Origin of the sequence: Nocardioides okcheonensis (genome assembly GCF_020991065.1) — a bacterium.
Lineage (GTDB): Bacteria > Actinomycetota > Actinomycetes > Propionibacteriales > Nocardioidaceae > Nocardioides > Nocardioides okcheonensis.
In genome coordinates this window covers 1,373,733-1,390,400 of the sequence record NZ_CP087710.1, presented here as the reverse complement: position 1 = coordinate 1,390,400, position 16,668 = coordinate 1,373,733, and the positions used below count along the sequence as shown (strand labels likewise).

Genomic DNA, 16,668 nt, shown 5'->3' with positions numbered 1-16,668 from the left:
GTACCGGTGATCCTCCCTCGCGGCTGGTGAGCGGGTCAGTGGGCGACGACGCCCTCCGGGCCGTCGGTCGCGAGCTCCTCGTGCGGGACGTCGAGGAAGACCCAGATCACGATCGACGCGGCCAGCATGAGGAACGCGCCGACGAGGAACGCCTGCGTCGAGCCCTCGGTGAAGATCTGGTGCTGGGCGATGAGCTGGAGCTGCTGCACCTGCTCCGGGGGCGGCTGCGGTCCGCCGGCCTGGGCCGCGGCGGCGCCCGCCTCGGCGAACTCCTTGCCCCGGTCGGTGAACGTCTGCGTCGCCACGGTGGCCAGCACCGCGAGGCCGAGCGCGCCGCCGACCTGCTGGGCGGTGTTGAGCACGCCCGAGCCGATGCCCGACTCCTCGGAGCGCAGGTGGTGGACGGCGGTCAGGGTGACCGGGACGAACGTCAGGCCCATGCCGAAGGACATCATGACGATGAAGGGCAGGATGTCGGTGACGTAGGAGCCCGTCACCTCCCGGGCAGGGAACGTCGTGTCGTAGGGCAGCGTGGAGAACCCGAACAGCGCGCCCGCGGCGAACAGGGTGCCGACGCCGGAGATGAAGCGCGGGTCGATGCGGTTGACCAGGTTCGACGCCAGCCCGGCGCCCACGACGATGCCGACGGTGAAGGGGAGGAACGCCACGCCCGCCTTGAGCGGGCTGTAGCCCATCACGTTCTGGATGTACTGGCTGAGGAAGTAGAACATCGCGAACATCGCCGCCGGGGCGAGGAACATCGCGACGAAGCTCGACGCGCGGGTCCGGCTGGTGAAGATCCGGAACGGCAGGAGCGGGTGCTCGACCCGGCTCTCGACCAGGCCGAACACGACCAGGACGACGACGCCGACGACCAGGCTCGCGATGGTGAGCCCGTCGCCCCAGCCCTCGGTGCCGGCGCGCGAGAGGCCGTAGACCACACCGAGCAGACCCAGCGTGCCGGTGACGGCTCCGGGCAGGTCCAGCTGTCCGGGGTGTGACTCCGACTCGTTGAGGAAGCGGGGGGCGAGGGCCGCGGCGGCCAGGCCGATCGGCACGTTGATGAGGAACGTCAGGCGCCAGCCGTCGACGACGACGCCGAGCACCTCGGGGGAGGTGCCGGTGAGCCAGCCGCCGAGGATGAGGCCGACGGCGGCGCCGGCCCCGGACATCGCGGCGTAGACCGCGAACGCGCGGTTGCGGGCGGGACCCGCGGGGAAGGTGGTGGTGATCAGGGCCAGCGCCGCGGGCGAGGCGAGCGCGGCGCCGAGGCCCTGGAGGCCCCGGGCGGCGAGGAGCAGCGGCTCGGTGGTCGCCATGCCGCCGAGCAGCGAGGCGACGGCGAAGATGCCGAGGCCGGCCATGAACACCTTGCGGCGGCCGTAGAGGTCGCCCAGGCGGCCACCGAGCAGCAGCAGGCTGCCGAACGCGAGGGCGTAGCCGGTGACGACCCACTGGAGGTTGGCCTGGCTGATGGCCAGGTCCTTCTGGATGTAGGGCAGCGCGATGTTGGCGATGGTGGCGTCGAGCACCACCATCAGCTGGGCGATGGAGATGAGGACGAGCGCCCAGGTGAGGTTGAGCTCGCGAGGGGGAGTGGCCACCGCCTCGGGTGGCTGCGCGTTGCGGGAGACGTCGGTCATGGGAGGTCCTTCTCGGAGGTGTGGGTCGAGTCGAGCAGAGGGGTCTGACAGTGGGCGCGGGGGAGCGCGCCCGTGGACGGGCCGTGGAGGGCGGCGGGGAGGATCACCTCGTCGAGCACGCGCCCGACCAGGTGGGGGGTGACCTGCTCGCCGAGCAGGAAGGCGCGGTGCAGGACGATCCCGGCGAGGGACGGCGCGAGGACGTCGAGGTCGACGTCGGGGTGCACCTCGCCGCGGGCGCGGGCACGCTCGTAGATCGCGCGCGACGCGGCGACCTTGGGGCCGATGAACTCGCGTCGGTAGACCTCGGCGAACTCGGGGTCGCGGCCCATGGCGGTGACGACCGCGGCGAGCACCGACTGGGCGAGCGGGTCGTCGATGCCGCCCGCACCGCAGTACGCCTCCACCAGGTCGCCGCGCAGGGTGCCGGTGTCGGGGACGGTGGCCTCGCCCTTGTGCGCCATGATCGCGGCCACCACGAGCTCGGGCTTGCCGCGCCAGCGCCGGTAGAGCGTCGCCTTCGACGCCTTGGCGCGGGTCGCGACCGCGTCCATCGTGAGCAGGTCGTAGCCCACGTCGGCGAGCACCTCGAGGGTCGCCTCGAAGATCTCCATCTCGCGCTCGCCCACCACGCGGGGGCGGGTGCCGGCCTCGGTCGGGGTCATGGTGCCTCTCGGATCGATGAAACGAAACGGTTTCGTTTCGACCAACCGCGAGCATCGCAGGTCCATTCCCGACCTGCCGCATCTTTTCCGGACCGGTCCAGACCACCCGCCCCGGCGCGGCCGCGGAGCGTCGGCCACGGGTGTCGGCGGCAACCGGCAGACTGTGCCCCATGAGCACGACCGACGGGCCGCCCTCCTCCACGACCTCCTCCGCAGACGTCGCACCCGCGCCGCCCGAGGCGCGCGAGCGCCACCGCGCGCTCAGCGAGCAGGTGGAGGACGCCCGCTGGCGCTACTACGTGCTCGACGACCCGACCCTGTCGGACGCCGACTTCGACGTCCGGCTGCGCGAGATCGAGGCGCTGGAGGAGGAGTTCCCCGAGCTCCGCACCCCCGACTCGCCGACCCAGAAGGTCGGCGGCGCCGTCTCCACCGAGTTCACCGCCGTCGACCACCTCCAGCGGATGGAGTCGCTCGACAACGCCTTCTCCTTCGAGGAGCTCGGCGCCTGGCACGCCCGGATCCTGCGCGAGGGCATCGAGGCGCCGGCGCTGCTGTGCGAGCTCAAGGTCGACGGCCTCGCGATCAACCTGCTCTACGAGGACGGCCGCCTGGTCCGCGCGCTGACCCGCGGCGACGGCCGCACCGGCGAGGACGTCACCCCCAACGTCAAGACCATCGCGTCGGTCCCGCACCGGCTCACCGGCACCGACGAGCACCCGGTGCCCGCGCTGGTCGAGGTGCGCGGCGAGGTCTTCCTCACCACCGACGCCTTCGAGCGGCTCAACGCCTCGATGGCCGACGCCGGCAAGCCGATGTTCGCCAACCCCCGCAACGCCGCGGCGGGCTCCCTGCGCCAGAAGGACCCGCGCGTCACCGCCACCCGCGACCTCGGGATGGTCTGCCACGGCATCGGGGCGCGCGAGGGGTTCGACCCGCCGGCGCAGAGCGCGGCCTACGACGCCCTGCGGGCCTGGGGGCTCCCGACCTCCGAGGAGGTCCGCGTGGTCGACACCCTCGCCGAGGTCGAGGCGCGCATCGAGCACGTCGGCGCGCACCGCCACACCATCGTCGGCCACGAGATCGACGGCCTCGTCGTGAAGGTCGACGACGTCTCGCTCCAGCGCCGGCTCGGCTCCACCAGCCGGGCGCCCCGCTGGGCGATCGCCTACAAGTACCCGCCCGAGGAGGTCAACACCCTCCTGAGGTCGATCGAGGTCAACGTCGGCCGCACCGGCCGGGTCACCCCCTACGGCGTCATGGAGCCCACCAAGGTCGCCGGGTCCACCGTCGAGAACGCCACCCTCCACAACGCCCACGAGGTCCGCCGCAAGGACGTCCGCCCGGGCGACACGGTCATCCTCCGCAAGGCCGGCGACGTGATCCCGGAGATCCTCGGGCCGGTCCTCGCGCTGCGCCCTGAGGGCCTCGCGGAGTGGGTGATGCCGACCGAGTGCCCGGCCTGCGGCACGGCTCTCGCCCAGCAGAAGGAGGGCGACAAGGACCTGCGGTGCCCCAACCACGAGCGGTGCCCCGCCCAGGTGCGCGAGCGGGTCTTCCACGTCGCGGGCCGCGGCGCGTTCGACATCGAGGGCCTCGGCTACGAGGCGGCCGTCGCGCTCCTCGAGGCCGGTGTGATCGCCAACGAGGGCGACCTGTTCGACCTCGACGAGGCGGCCCTGCTGCGGGTGCCGCTGTTCACCCGGGCGCCGAAGAAGGACGAGAGCGGTCCGCAGCTCAGCGCCAACGGTGCCCGGCTCCTGGCCAACCTCCACGAGCGCAAGACGAAGGTGCCGCTGTGGCGGGTCCTGGTCGCGCTGTCGATCCGCCACGTCGGTCCGACCGCGGCGCGCGCCCTCGCGACCGAGCTCGGCTCGATGCAGGCGGTGCGGGAGGCCGACGAGGAGACGCTCGCGGCCACCGAGGGCGTCGGCCCGACGATCGCGGCCTCGGTGCGCGAGTGGTTCCACGGCTCCAGCGAGGGCGACGCCGAGACCGAGGAGATCGGCGACAACGCCGCCTGGCACGGCGAGATCGTCCGCAAGTGGGAGGCCGCGGGCGTCGCGATGGCCGACGAGCGCGACGAGTCGGTGCCGCGCACCCTCGAGGGCCTCACGATCGTCGCGACCGGGTCGCTCGACGGCTTCACCCGGGACTCGGTCAAGGAGGCGATCATCGTGCGCGGCGGCAAGGCGTCGGGCTCGGTGTCGAAGAAGACCGACTACGTCGTGGTCGGGGACAACGCCGGGTCCAAGGCCGACAAGGCCGAGCAGCTCGGGGTTCCGGTCCTCGACGAGGCGCAGTTCGTCCGCCTCCTCGAGGGCGGCCCCGACGCGCTGTCCTGACGCCCGGGACCACGCTCACGACCACAGCGGGGCCGGAGCCGACCGGCTCCGGCCCCGCTGCCGGGTGGTGCGTGGTCAGCCGTTCCAGGACGGCTGGGACTGCGGGTTGAGCTCACCCAGGCGGACCTTCTTCGCCTTCTTCGTCACCTTGTCGGTGAGGTCGATGACGTCGAGGCCCTTCTGGATGTCGTTGGAGTAGATGTAGCCGTTGTAGTAGTACGCCGACCACGAGCCGCCGACGAGGAGCCGGTCGGCGGCGACGGCGCCCCGGTCGAACCACGCGATCTCGCGCGGGTTGGCCGAGTCGGTGAAGTCGAACACCGAGATGCCGCCCTGGTACCACGCCTGGACCATGATGTCCTTGCCCTTCACCGGGATGAGCGAGCCGTTGTGGGCGACGCAGTTCTCGGTGTTGGCCTGGGTGCGGCTGATCTTGTAGTAGCTGCGGTGGACGAGCTTGCCGCCGACGATGTCGTAGATGCCGTCGGCGCCCTTGGTGTCACCCACGGTCGGGTTGCAGGTCGGCGCGCCGCCTCCGCCGAGCTCGTCGGTGAAGACCACCTTGCGGCCGTCGTTGTTGAAGGTGGCGGAGTGCCAGAACGCGAAGTTCTCGTTGTCGCGCACCCGCTCGGTCACGACCGGGTTCTCGCGGTCCGAGATGTCCATCAGGATGCCGTCGCCCATGCAGGCGCCCGCCGCGACGTCGCGCGAGGGGTAGGCGGTGATGTCGTGGCAGCCACTGGTGGTCGAGGAGTAGCCACCGCCCGGCTCGCCGCCGTCGGGGAAGAGGACCGGGGAGGACTTGAGGAACGCGGCGTCCGGCGAGCTGCGCGGCACCTTCACGATGCTGATCCGGTCGTGCGGGGGCTGGCAGTCCGGGTACTCCGCGCGCGGCGAGTACGACGAGACGTAGACGTAGAGGTTCTTCTGGTCCCGGCTCGGGGCGAGGGTGTGGGTGTGCGACCCGCACGGCGTCTCCACCGCGGCGACGTACTGCGGGGACGCGGGGTTGCTGATGTCGAAGACCCGCACGCCCTCCCACGACTCCTTGACCGTCGCGGACTGCGCGGTGCTGCTGCACGAGTCGTCGCTGCGGCTGGAGTCGACGCTCAGGACCAGCAGGTCCTTCCAGACCGACACGTCGTTCTGCGAGCCGGGGCACACGACCTGCGTGACGACCTTCGGCTGCGTGGGCTGGCTGATGTCGTAGACCATGAAGCCCTCGTAGTTGCCGGCGAAGGCGTAGTCGCCCTTGAACGCCAGGTCGCTGTTGAGGGCCGACTCGGTGTTGAACGCTCCCTGCTTGGGGATGTTCGCGACCAGGCCGATGTTGCCGCTGCTGGCCACGCCGCCCGGGGGCAGCACGGTGTCGCTGTCGTCGAGCGCGGCGAACCCGCCGCCGGCGACGTCGCAGCCGGTGCCGAAGCGGTCCTCGAGCGCGTCGAGCTGGGCCTGGAGCTCCGGCGGGCACTCCGCGGCCCGGCGCTCCGAGGTGGTGTCCTTCGCGCCCGACCCGTGGGCGTGCCCGCCCGTGTCGTGGGCGGAGGCGGGGACGAGGACGGCCGACAGGCCGACCGAGGTGGTGAGGGCCGCGGCGAGCGCGACCAGGGTGCGGGCGCGGGTGCGCCGGCGCAGGGGTTTCCGAGACATGCACGTGTCCTTCCGAGAACAGGGCGGTGCGAGGTGGCAGGTCACTGCCGTACGGTCATCACACCATGACTGTGAACTCTCGGGACAGTGTCCATCGTGGTGTCGGCCCGGCCGGCGCCCTGCGCGCGTGCGGCCTGCTGCTGGCCTGCCTCGCCCTCACCTCGTGCAGCGGCGGTGACGACGGTGCCGGACCTCCGGCCGCCGACGCGTCCGGCTCGCCGTCGCCGTCGGTCACCGTGCTCCAGCCCGGCTCGCCGGGCGAGGCGGCGACCACGGGCGGACCCGTGGAGCTGCCCGAGGGCAGCTTCAACCACTCCGACGTGGCGTTCGTGCAGATGATGGTCCCGCACCACGCGCAGGCGCTGGAGATGGCCGACCTCGCCGCCGACCGCGCGTCCAGCCGCCCGGTGCGGGTGCTCGCGTCGCGCATCCGGGCGGCCCAGGGCCCGGAGATCGTGATGATGTCGTCGTGGCTCGAGGAGCACGACCTCGACGTCCCGGCCCCCGACGACGACCCGATGGAGTTCGACCACTCCGCGCACGGCCACGACCCGATGATGGGGATGCTGACGCCGGCCCAGATGGACGACCTCGCCCAGGCGAGCGGGGCGCGCTTCGACCGGCTCTTCCTGCGCGGCATGGTCCAGCACCACCAGGGCGCGCTCGACATGGCCCAGACGGTCGCGGTCGACGGCGAGGACCTGCGGGTGGCCGAGATGGCCGCCGACATCGACGTGACCCAGCGGGTGGAGATCCAGCGGATGCAGGACCTGCTGGCCGGCTCGCGCTAGCCGTCGTCTGGACGGGTCCACGTCTGGCCCGGGCCGCATCGGGTAGGGGAGGGGCGGAACCTCGCGACAACCAACCGGCCGCCCGCGTGGTCCCACTGACGAGGTGCCGTCTCGGGCACTCACCACCGAAAGGTCGTCCGATGTCCCCCAGCGCACGCAGGTTGCTCTCCGTCACCGCCGTCGCGGTGGTGCTCGCCCCGCTCACCGGGCTCGTCGCGCCCGCCGAGGCGGCCCGTCCGACGTGCGGCGGCCTGCGGGCCACCATCGTCGGCAACGACCGGGCCAACACGATCACCGGCACCCCGCGGCGCGACGTCGTCGTCGCGCGCGGCGGCAACGACACCATCCGGGGGCTCGCCGGCAACGACGTCATCTGCGGAGGGGACGGCGCCGACCGGATCTTCGGCGGCGACGGCAACGACCGCCTCGACGGCGGCGCCGACCTGGTGCGCCTGGACCGGTTCGGCCGGGTGGTGAAGAAGGGCGACACCCTCACCGGCGGCGCCGGCAACGACACCATCGAGCTCGGCTACGACCCGCGCCCCGCGACGGCCGGCACCGCGACGATGCTCGACGGCGTGTCCTACGCCGACGCCCCCGCGCCGGTCGTCGTCGACTTCAGCTCGGGGCAGACCGTGGCGATCGCCGCCGACGGCAGCGACACCGTCTCCGGCGTGCTGGGCGGCATCCGGGTGGTCGGATCGGCGCTGGCCGACACGATCAAGGGCACCAACAAGGCCGACGTCCTCCTCGCCCGCGGCGGCGACGACACGATCTTCGGTCGCGGGGGCGACGACCAGGTCGCCAGCGACTCCGCGGGCGCGCCCGGCAACGACCGCGTCTACGGCGACGCCGGCGACGACCGGATCACCGGCAGCCTCGGCTCCGACCTGCTGGTGGGCGGCAGCGGGAGCGACGTGCTCACCTCCAGCTCGGAGCTGCACCAGTCCTTCCGCGGCGGCAGTGGCGCCGACACGATCACCTTCCCGCTGCCGATCGACTCCGGGTTCGTCGCCAAGGGACACGGCGGCCAGGACCGGCTGCGGCTGCTCCCGAGCTCCAACCCCGCGCTGAAGCCGTCGGTGCGCATCGACCAGCTGGGCCGGACGAAGATCCGCGACCTCCAGCCCTACACCCTCGAGGGCAGGATCACCGGCTTCAGCGACGTGCTGCTGCCGGCCCGGGCGACGTCGGTCTTCAAGGGCAGCAACGACTCCGAGGTCGTCACGGCGAACCCCGACTACCGCGCCGAGATCTACGGCCGCGGCGGCGCCGACGTCCTCACCGGCTCCGACGAGCCCGACCGGCTCGACGGCGGCAAGGGCTTCGACATCGTCCGGGGCCGCGGCGGCAACGACACGTGCAAGAACGCGGAGAAGCGCTCGAGCTGCTGATCCGCACCCGGTCCGGGGGGCGGGCGCGCCGACACTAGGATCAACCCCATGCCCGAGATCTCCCGCGACGAGGTGGCGCACCTGGCCACCCTCGCCCGCATCGACCTCTCCGACGCCGAGCTCGACCACCTCGCCCCGCAGCTGAGCGTGATCCTCGAGTCCGTCGCCTCCATCAACGGCGTGGCCGGGGACGACGTGCCGCCGACCTCGCACGCGCTGCCGCTGACCAACGTGTTCCGCGAGGACGTGGTGGTGCCCGGCCTGACCGCCGAGGAGGCGCTGTCCGGCGCCCCGGCGGTGGAGGAGCAGCGCTTCTCCGTCCCGCGGATCCTGGGCGAGGAGGCGTGATGAGCGACCTGACCCGACGCACCGCCGCCGACCTCGCGGACGCGCTCGCCTCCGGCGACGTGACCTCGGTCGAGCTGACCGAGGCCCACCTCGACCGCATCGCCGCGGTCGACACGGACGTCCACGCCTTCCTGCACGTCGACCGCGACGGCGCGCTGGCCGCCGCCGCCGAGTCCGACGCCCGCCGCGCCCGGGGCGAGGCCCGCGGTGCGCTCGACGGCGTGCCGATCGCGGTCAAGGACGTGCTCACCACCCGCGGCCTGCCCACCACCTGCGGCTCGAAGATCCTCGAGGGCTGGATCCCGCCCTACGACGCCACGGTGGTGACCCGCCTGCGCGAGGCCGGGCTGCCGATCCTCGGCAAGACCAACATGGACGAGTTCGCGATGGGCTCCTCCACCGAGCACTCGGCCTACGGCCCCACCCGCAACCCGTGGGACCTCGACCGGATCCCCGGCGGCTCCGGCGGCGGCTCGGCCGCGGCCGTCGCCGCGTTCGAGGCGCCGCTCGCCATCGGCACCGACACGGGCGGCTCGATCCGCCAGCCCGGCGCGGTGACCGGCACCGTCGGCGTGAAGCCGACCTACGGCGGCGTCTCGCGCTACGGCCTCGTCGCGCTCGCCAACAGCCTGGACCAGGCCGGCCCGGTGACCCGCACGGTCCTCGACTCGGCGATGCTGCACGACGTGATCGGCGGGCACGACCCGCGCGACTCGACGTCCATCGCGCAGGAGTGGCCCTCCTTCACCGAGGCGGCCCGCGCCGGCTCGACCGGCGACCTGTCCGGCGTGAAGATCGGCGTCATCACCGAGCTCGCGGGCAAGGGTTGGCAGCCGGGCGTGATGTCCCGCTTCCAGGAGTCCGTCGACCTCATGGTCCAGGCGGGCGCCGAGGTCGTCGAGGTCTCCTGCCCGTCGTTCGTGCACGCGCTGGCCGCCTACTACCTGATCCTCCCGGCGGAGGCGTCGAGCAACCTCGCGAAGTTCGACGCGATGCGCTTCGGCCTGCGGGTCACCCCCGAGGGCAGCCCGAGCGCCGAGGACGTCATGCGCGCGACCCGCGACGCCGGCTTCGGCGACGAGGTCAAGCGCCGGATCATCCTCGGCACCTACGCCCTGTCCTCCGGCTACTACGACGCCTACTACGGCCAGGCCCAGAAGATCCGCACGCTCATCAGCCGCGACTTCGACGCCGCGTTCGCCCAGGTCGACGTGCTGGTCTCGCCGACCGCGCCCACGACGGCCTTCCGGCTGGGGGAGAAGCTCGACGACCCGATGGCGATGTACCTCAACGACCTCGCCACCATCCCGGCCAACCTGGCCGGCGTCCCGGGCATCTCGGTGCCCAACGGCCTCGCCGCCGAGGACGGCCTGCCGGTCGGCCTCCAGGTCCTCGCCCCGGCGCTCGCCGACGACCGCGTCTACCGCGTCGGCGCCGCCCTGGAGGCCCTGCACGAGAAGACGTGGGGAGCCCCCCTCATCGAGAAGGCGCCCGCCCTGCCCACGAAGGAGTCGGACCGATGACCTCCGCCGCCACCAGCCACACCGACGCGGCCCTGGTGCCGTTCGACGACGTGCTCGCGTCCTACGACCCCGCGCTGGGCCTCGAGGTGCACGTCGAGCTCAACACGGCCTCGAAGATGTTCTGCGGCTGCCCGGCCGTCTTCGGCGGCGAGCCCAACGCGGGCGTGTGCCCGACCTGCCTCGGCCTGCCCGGCGCGATGCCCGTGGTCAACGCCAAGGCCGTCGAGTCGGCCATCCGGATCGGTCTCGCGCTCAACTGCGACATCGCGGAGTGGTGCCGGTTCGCCCGGAAGAACTACTTCTACCCGGACATGCCGAAGAACTTCCAGACCTCGCAGTACGACGAGCCGATCTGCTTCGACGGCTGGATGGACGTCGAGGTGGAGGGGGAGACCTTCCGCGTCGAGATCGAGCGCGCGCACATGGAGGAGGACACCGGCAAGTCGCTGCACGTCGGCGGCGCCACCGGTCGCATCCACGGTGCCGACTACTCGCTGGTCGACTACAACCGCGCCGGCATCCCGCTGATCGAGATCGTCACGCGGCCGATCGTCGGTGCCGGGGCGAAGGCACCCGAGGTCGCGAAGGCGTACGTCGCGCAGCTGCGCGAGCTGATCGTCGCGCTCGGTGTCTCCGAGGCGCGGATGGACCAGGGCAACCTGCGTGCCGACGTGAACCTGTCGCTCTCGCCGAAGGGCAGCGGCGTGCTCGGCACCCGCACCGAGACCAAGAACGTCAACTCCTTCCGCTCCGTGGAGCGGGCCGTGCGCTACGAGATGCAGCGCCACGCCGCGATCCTGGACGGCGGCGGCTCGATCCTCCAGGAGACCCGCCACTGGCACGAGGACACCGGCATCACCACGAGCGGCCGGGAGAAGTCCGACGCGGAGGACTACCGCTACTTCCCCGAGCCGGACCTCGTCCCCGTCGCGCCGAGCCGCGAGTGGGTGGAGGAGCTGCGCGGCACGCTGCCGGAGAACCCGACCGCACGCCGCGCCCGGCTGCAGGCCGAGTGGGGCTTCAGCGACATGGAGATGCGCGACACCGTCGGTGCCGGCGCGCTCGGGCTCGTCGAGGAGACCATCGCCGAGGGCGCGGCGCCGCAGGCCGCGCGGAAGTGGTGGCTCGGCGAGCTGGCGCGGCGCAGCAACGAGGACGGCGTCGACCTCGTCGACCTGCCGATCACGCCCGCCCAGGTCGCCCGGATCCAGGCGCTCGTCGAGGAGAAGGTCGTCAACGACAAGCTCGCCCGGCAGGTCTTCGAGGGCGTGCTGGCCGGCGAGGGCAGCCCCGACGAGGTCGTGGAGAAGCGCGGGCTCGCGGTCGTCTCGGACGACGGAGCCCTCGGCGCGGCCGTCGACAACGCCATCGCCGCCAACCCCGACGTGGCCGACAAGATCCGCGACGGGAAGGTCGCGGCGGCCGGCGCGCTCATCGGCGCGGTGATGAAGGAGATGCGCGGCCAGGCCGACGCGGGCCGGGTGCGCGAGCTGATCCTGGAAAAGTTGGCTGTCTAGACAACTTGTTAGGGTGCAAGCGAGTCACACAGGTCACATCACCAACCAACGCTCGCACCACGTGGGGGAGCGCAGGCGCCGGACCCGGCACCTGCTCCCGGCGAGCGGGAAGGAAAGCATGCGTCATCGCAACCGACCTCTCCGGACGGCCACCGCCGTCCTCGCGACCGCCGCCCTGGGGGCCGGCGTGCTCGGCACGTCGCCCGCCTCGGCGGACCCGTCGCCCGCACTCCGCTCGGCCAAGGCCGCGGTCAGCACCGACAGCACCCCGTCGACCATCGCCGCCGAGTGGATGGCCGGCGAGCTCGAGAACGGCCTGCTGATCAGCGGGACCAACCCCGACTTCGGCCTCACCATCGACACCGGCATGGCCCTGTCCACCGTGTCCAGCCAGGGCGGCACCGTCACGGCGATCAACAACACCCTCGAGCCCCGCATCGCCGAGTACGTCGGCAACGGGACAGCGGAGTCCTACGCCGGGGCGCTGGGCAAGGCCGCGGCGTTCGCCCGCGTCGCCAAGAAGAACCCGACGAGCTACGGCGGCATCAACCTGATCGCCCGCCTCGAGGAGCGCACGGCCGACGTCCCGGCGGACCCGGCCGCGGAGCCGCAGAAGGCCGCCATCGCCGGCCGGATCTTCGACAAGTCGGCGTCCGGCAACTTCGCCAACGTCGTCGGCCAGTCCTACGCCGTGCGCGCCCTCACCCTCGCGCAGTCGACCGAGGCGGCCACCGCCCGCGACTTCCTGCTCAAGCAGCAGTGCGCGTCGGGTGCGTTCCGCGCCGACTTCGCCAACGCCGACCTGCCGAACCAGTCGTGCACCGACGGCGTGGCCGGCAGCGAGGTCGACCCGGACGCCACCGCGCTCGCCGTGATCAACCTCGTCGAGTCGGGCGACAAGAGCGCCGCCGTCGTCGGCGCGCTGGCCAAGGCCGGCACCTGGCTCGCCGACCGCCAGCGCAACAGCGGGGCGTTCCGCGCCGCCGCGCCGGTGAGCAAGATCAACACCAACACCACGGCCCTCAGCGGCTACGCCCTCGGCCTGCTGAAGAACCGCGAGGCGTCCCAGAAGGCCGCGCTGTGGGTGCGCAAGAACCAGCCGGTCGACAAGTACAAGTGCCGCACCGCGCTGACCAAGGACACCGGCGCCGTCGCCTACCGCAAGGACCGGGTCAAGGCGTCCACCACGTCCGGCATCCCGGCCGAGGCCCGCGACGAGTGGCGCCGCGCCACCGCCCAGGCGATCCTCGGCCTGCAGTTCGCCCCCGCGAGCAAGGACAAGCTGCGCATCGTCTCGGTGCGCAAGCAGGCCCGCTCGGGCGAGCGCGTGCAGTTCCGCGTGTTCGGTCTCGCGCCCAGCGAGAGCGCCTGCATGCAGGTCAAGGGCGACTTCCTGCGCGTGAAGGGCAAGAAGTCCGGCGACAAGATCGTCCGCAAGCTCCAGCTTCCCGCCGGCAACCAGCGCCGGGTCGGCCTGGTGAAGACCTCGGACGACGAGGCCCGCACCTCGCTGCGCGTCTCGAACTGACGCACCGCACCACCTGAGCACCACCACCTCGGCCCGGCGTCCCGCACGCCGGGCCGAGGTGCGTCCGGGCGGGTGAGGGGGTTACGCTTCGCGAGCCGCGCCCGACCGGGTTCGGCACCACACACGCCCGAGCTGGGGAAAGCCGGTCCGAAACCGGCGCTGACCCGCAACCGTGGGCACGGGAGCGATCCCGTGCGAGCCGGAACACCCGCCTCGACGCGTCTTGACCACCATCGCTGTCGAGGAATGCAGCGGGGCTGGACCGGCGTACGGCCGTCTCCCTTCCCGTTGTTGCAGCGAGGAAGGAACCATGAAGCTCTCCCTGTCCCGCAGTGTCGTGCTCGGGGTGGCGGTCTCGCTCGGCACCTCCGTGCTCGCCCAGCCGCTCCTGTCCGCGCCGGCCACGGCCGCCCCCGCCGACCCGGCCTCCTCCGCGGCCCGCTCGGCCACCGGGTGGCTGGCCACCCAGCTCACCGACGGCCTGGTCATCAACCCGAACTACCCGGACTTCCCGGACTACGGCCTCACCGCGGACATCGCGCTGAGCATGGACGAGGTCGGCGGCGACCAGGCGCTCGTCCGCCAGATCCGCCAGGCGATGTCGTCGCGGGTCGCGAGCTACGCCACCGGTGTCGACTACGGCGTCCCCGGCGACCTCTACTCCGGGTCCTTCGCCAAGGCCCTCGTCTTCGCGCAGGTGTCCGGGGCCGACGCCCGCGCCTACGGTGGGTTCGACCTGGTCCAGCAGGTCGAGGACCGGGTCATCGCGTCCGGCCCCACCGCCGGGCGCCTCGCCGACCAGGTCGACGGGGGTGCCGACTACGCGAACACCTTCGGCCAGGTCTTCGCCGCCCGGGGCCTGTCCGCAGCCGGGTCGGCGAAGGCCGCGCCGGTGACCGACTTCCTGCTCCGGCAGCAGTGCACCTCGGGCTACTTCCGGGTGTTCTTCAGCGCCGCCGACGCCGCCGAGCAGTCGTGCGTCGAGGGCACCGACCCGACCGACACCGACACCACCGCCCTCGTGGTCTCCCAGCTGTCCGCGATCTCCCCGCGACCCGCGCGGGTCCAGGCCGCGATCGACCGCGCGGTCGCGTGGCTGGTCGCCAACCAGCGCACCGACGGCTCGTTCGTCGGCAGCGCGTTCACGCCCGACCCGAACTCCAACAGCACCGGTCTCGCGGCCGCCGCCCTCGCGTCGGCGGGTCGCTGCGAGCAGGCCGGCCGAGCCGCCGAGTGGGTCGAGGGCCGCCAGGTCGCCCCCGGTGCCGCCGCCCCGCTCGCCGGGGAGGACGGCGCGATCGCCTACGCCGACGACGCCCTCACCGCGGCCCGCGCCGACGGCATCACCGACGCCACCCGCGACCAGTGGTGGCGCGCGACGGTCCAGGCCGTCGCCGGCCTGACCCAGGCCCGCGGCGCGGTCTCCGGCCTCACCCTCACCACCACGCCCGCCGAGCCCGGCTCGGCCTCCACCCTCACGATCGCCGGCGGCCGCACGGGTGACCGCTACTGCCTCTCCGGTCCGGGCGTCACCGGCACCCGGACGCTCGTCGTCGGCGCCGACGGCACCACCACGGCGCGCGTCACGGTCCCGACCTCGGGCCAGCCCACCTGGACCGTGAGCGGTCGCGACGGCTCCCGCACCACCACCGTGGGCTCCGCCCGCGGCGCCGTCGGCGGGGTCCGCCTCGCCGGCCCGACCGGCTTCCACCGCGCGGGCGGCAGGGTGTCGCTCGACGTCACCGGCGCCGCCGCCGGCGCCCGCTACGTGCTCGAGGGCCCGGGCCTCACCGGGGTCACCGTCTACGCCGGCTCCGACGGCACGCTGACCCGCTCGGTCACCCTGCCCTCCGGCACGGGCGCCGCGACCTACACCCTCGTCGGTGCGGACGGCCGGGTCTCCGACGTCACCGACGTGCTCGGCAAGCGCCGGCTCAAGGTGACCACGCCGCGCGGCAAGGGCCCCCGTGCGCGGGTCCTGGTCCGGCGCCTGGCCGCCGGCGAGAAGGTGCGGCTGCTGGTCGGGGGCACCGTCGTCGCCAAGGGCCGCGCCAACGACAAGGGCCGCTTCGTCGGTCGCGTCGCCGTCCCGCAGGGTCGCGCCAAGGTCCGGGTGCGTGCGGTCGGCCAGTTCGCCGACCTCCGCTCGGGCTCGACCGTGCTGAAGGCGAAGACGCAGCGATGACGTCGGCCCGCGTCGTACGCCGCCTCGCCGCGGCCCTCGCCGTGCTGGTGGCCGGCCCGGGGCTCGCCCTCGGGTCGGCCCCGGCCGCGACCGCCGCGACCTGCACGTCGGCCGGCGGTGTCAGCGTGGTCGTCGACTACCGCGAGCTCGGCGGGGGCACCGTCACGGCCTGCGCCGCCGACGGCGGCGGCAGGAGCGCCGCCGCGATCTTCGCGTCCGTCGGCGTCTCCATCACCTACGCCACCCGCCAGCCGGGCTTCGTGTGCCGGGTCAACGGCGCCCCCACCAGCGACCCCTGCGTCAACACCTCGCCGGCCAACGCCTACTGGGGACTGTGGTGGGCCGACGGCAGCCGCGCGTCGTGGACCTACTCCAGCTATGGCGTCGGCAGCCTGACGGTCCCGGCCGGCGGCTCGGTCGGCTGGTCCTGGCAGCAGGACCGCACCGCCGGCACGAGCGTCCCCGGCCGTCGCGCCGCCGGCCACCGCCTCGGCCACGCCGAGCCCCACGCCGACCTCCGAGCCGGCGCCGAGCTCGTCGCCGAGCGCGACGCCGACGTCGGGCGGCGGCTCCGGCGGCGGCTCCGGCGGTGGCACGACCGGCGGCTCGCAGCCGTCCGGCGGCGGCTCCACCGGCTCCGGCGGCTCGGGCGGCTCGGGCGGTGGCGAGAACGGCGGCACGGGCGGCTCGACCTCACCGCAGCCGAGCCCGTCCTCCACCCCGTCGTCCGGATCGTCGGCGACGTCGTCGCCCTCCGCGAGCCCGTCCGGGGACGCCGGGTCCACGCCCGGCACGACCGAGGCCGCTCGCGGTCCGGCTCCGGCACGAAGGCGGACCCCAAGGCCGGCTCGGAGAAGGGCTCGAGGTCCGGCGGGCGCGACGACCGCGCCGGCGACCCGACCGACGACCCGACCGACGCGACCGACGCGACCGACGACCCGACGGTCGACCCGGCCGGGTCGGCCGACGCGGGGCGCCCACCTCCGGGACCCCGACGGCCGCCGCACCCGACCGCGTGCCCGCGGCCGTGACCTGGGGCGTCGTCGGGCTGCTCGCGACGGCGCTCGCCGGCGCCGCCC

12 protein-coding genes are annotated in these 16,668 nt (G+C 73.3%); 9 read left to right on the top strand and 3 right to left on the bottom strand.

What is annotated here, in order from left to right:
- Positions 1–35: 35 nt before the first annotated feature.
- Together LN652_RS06605 and LN652_RS06600 are read right to left on the bottom strand one after the other, a co-directional pair.
- The gene (locus LN652_RS06605; protein ID WP_230443883.1) at positions 36–1,643 is read right to left on the bottom strand and encodes an MFS transporter; all 1,608 of its coding nucleotides are present in this window, start codon (positions 1,641–1,643) and stop codon (positions 36–38) included.
- A complete protein-coding gene (locus LN652_RS06600) occupies positions 1,640–2,308 on the bottom strand; it encodes a TetR/AcrR family transcriptional regulator (protein ID WP_230443882.1) in 669 nt (222 codons plus the stop codon). Before LN652_RS06600 ends, LN652_RS06605 begins: the two co-directional genes overlap by 4 nt.
- Before the next feature lie 170 nt (positions 2,309–2,478).
- Between LN652_RS06600 and ligA the strand changes: the two genes are divergently transcribed.
- A complete protein-coding gene (gene ligA / locus LN652_RS06595; protein WP_230443881.1) occupies positions 2,479–4,653 on the top strand; it encodes an NAD-dependent DNA ligase LigA in 2,175 nt (724 codons plus the stop codon).
- Positions 4,654–4,728: 75 nt separating this feature from the next.
- Here ligA and LN652_RS06590 read toward each other — a convergent pair whose 3' ends face one another.
- Positions 4,729–6,303 (bottom strand): LVIVD repeat-containing protein, encoded by a 1,575-nt coding sequence (locus tag LN652_RS06590; protein ID WP_230443880.1) that lies wholly within the window; start codon positions 6,301–6,303, stop codon positions 4,729–4,731.
- A 65-nt stretch (positions 6,304–6,368) separates the two neighbouring features.
- Here LN652_RS06590 and LN652_RS06585 point away from each other — a divergent pair, with 65 nt between their 5' ends.
- The 8 genes from LN652_RS06585 to LN652_RS06550 all read left to right on the top strand — a co-directional run bounded on the left by LN652_RS06585 (position 6,369) and on the right by LN652_RS06550 (position 16,620).
- A complete protein-coding gene (locus LN652_RS06585) occupies positions 6,369–7,094 on the top strand; it encodes a DUF305 domain-containing protein (protein ID WP_230443879.1) in 726 nt (241 codons plus the stop codon).
- A gap of 140 nt (positions 7,095–7,234) precedes the next feature.
- Positions 7,235–8,488: a calcium-binding protein gene (locus LN652_RS06580; RefSeq protein ID WP_230444809.1), complete on the top strand. Its 1,254-nt coding sequence runs from the start codon at positions 7,235–7,237 to the stop codon at positions 8,486–8,488.
- A gap of 48 nt (positions 8,489–8,536) precedes the next feature.
- Positions 8,537–8,836: an Asp-tRNA(Asn)/Glu-tRNA(Gln) amidotransferase subunit GatC gene (gene gatC / locus LN652_RS06575; protein ID WP_230443878.1), complete on the top strand. Its 300-nt coding sequence runs from the start codon at positions 8,537–8,539 to the stop codon at positions 8,834–8,836.
- On the top strand, positions 8,836–10,359 hold the full coding sequence (gene gatA, locus LN652_RS06570) for an Asp-tRNA(Asn)/Glu-tRNA(Gln) amidotransferase subunit GatA (RefSeq protein ID WP_230443877.1): 1,524 nt from the start codon (positions 8,836–8,838) through the stop codon (positions 10,357–10,359). The genes gatC and gatA overlap by 1 nt, the downstream gene beginning before the upstream one ends.
- On the top strand, positions 10,356–11,876 hold the full coding sequence (gene gatB / locus LN652_RS06565; protein ID WP_230443876.1) for an Asp-tRNA(Asn)/Glu-tRNA(Gln) amidotransferase subunit GatB: 1,521 nt from the start codon (positions 10,356–10,358) through the stop codon (positions 11,874–11,876). Before gatA ends, gatB begins: the two co-directional genes overlap by 4 nt.
- Before the next feature lie 118 nt (positions 11,877–11,994).
- Positions 11,995–13,404, top strand: a complete 1,410-nt coding sequence (locus LN652_RS06560; RefSeq protein WP_230443875.1) for a prenyltransferase/squalene oxidase repeat-containing protein — start codon at positions 11,995–11,997, stop codon at positions 13,402–13,404.
- A 310-nt stretch (positions 13,405–13,714) separates the two neighbouring features.
- Positions 13,715–15,589, top strand: coding sequence for a hypothetical protein (locus LN652_RS06555; protein ID WP_230443874.1), 1,875 nt, complete (start codon positions 13,715–13,717; stop codon positions 15,587–15,589).
- Complete coding sequence (locus LN652_RS06550) at positions 15,586–16,620, top strand: hypothetical protein (RefSeq protein WP_230443873.1); 1,035 nt, start codon at positions 15,586–15,588, stop codon at positions 16,618–16,620. The genes LN652_RS06555 and LN652_RS06550 overlap by 4 nt, the downstream gene beginning before the upstream one ends.
- The last annotated feature ends 48 nt before the right edge of the window (positions 16,621–16,668 follow it).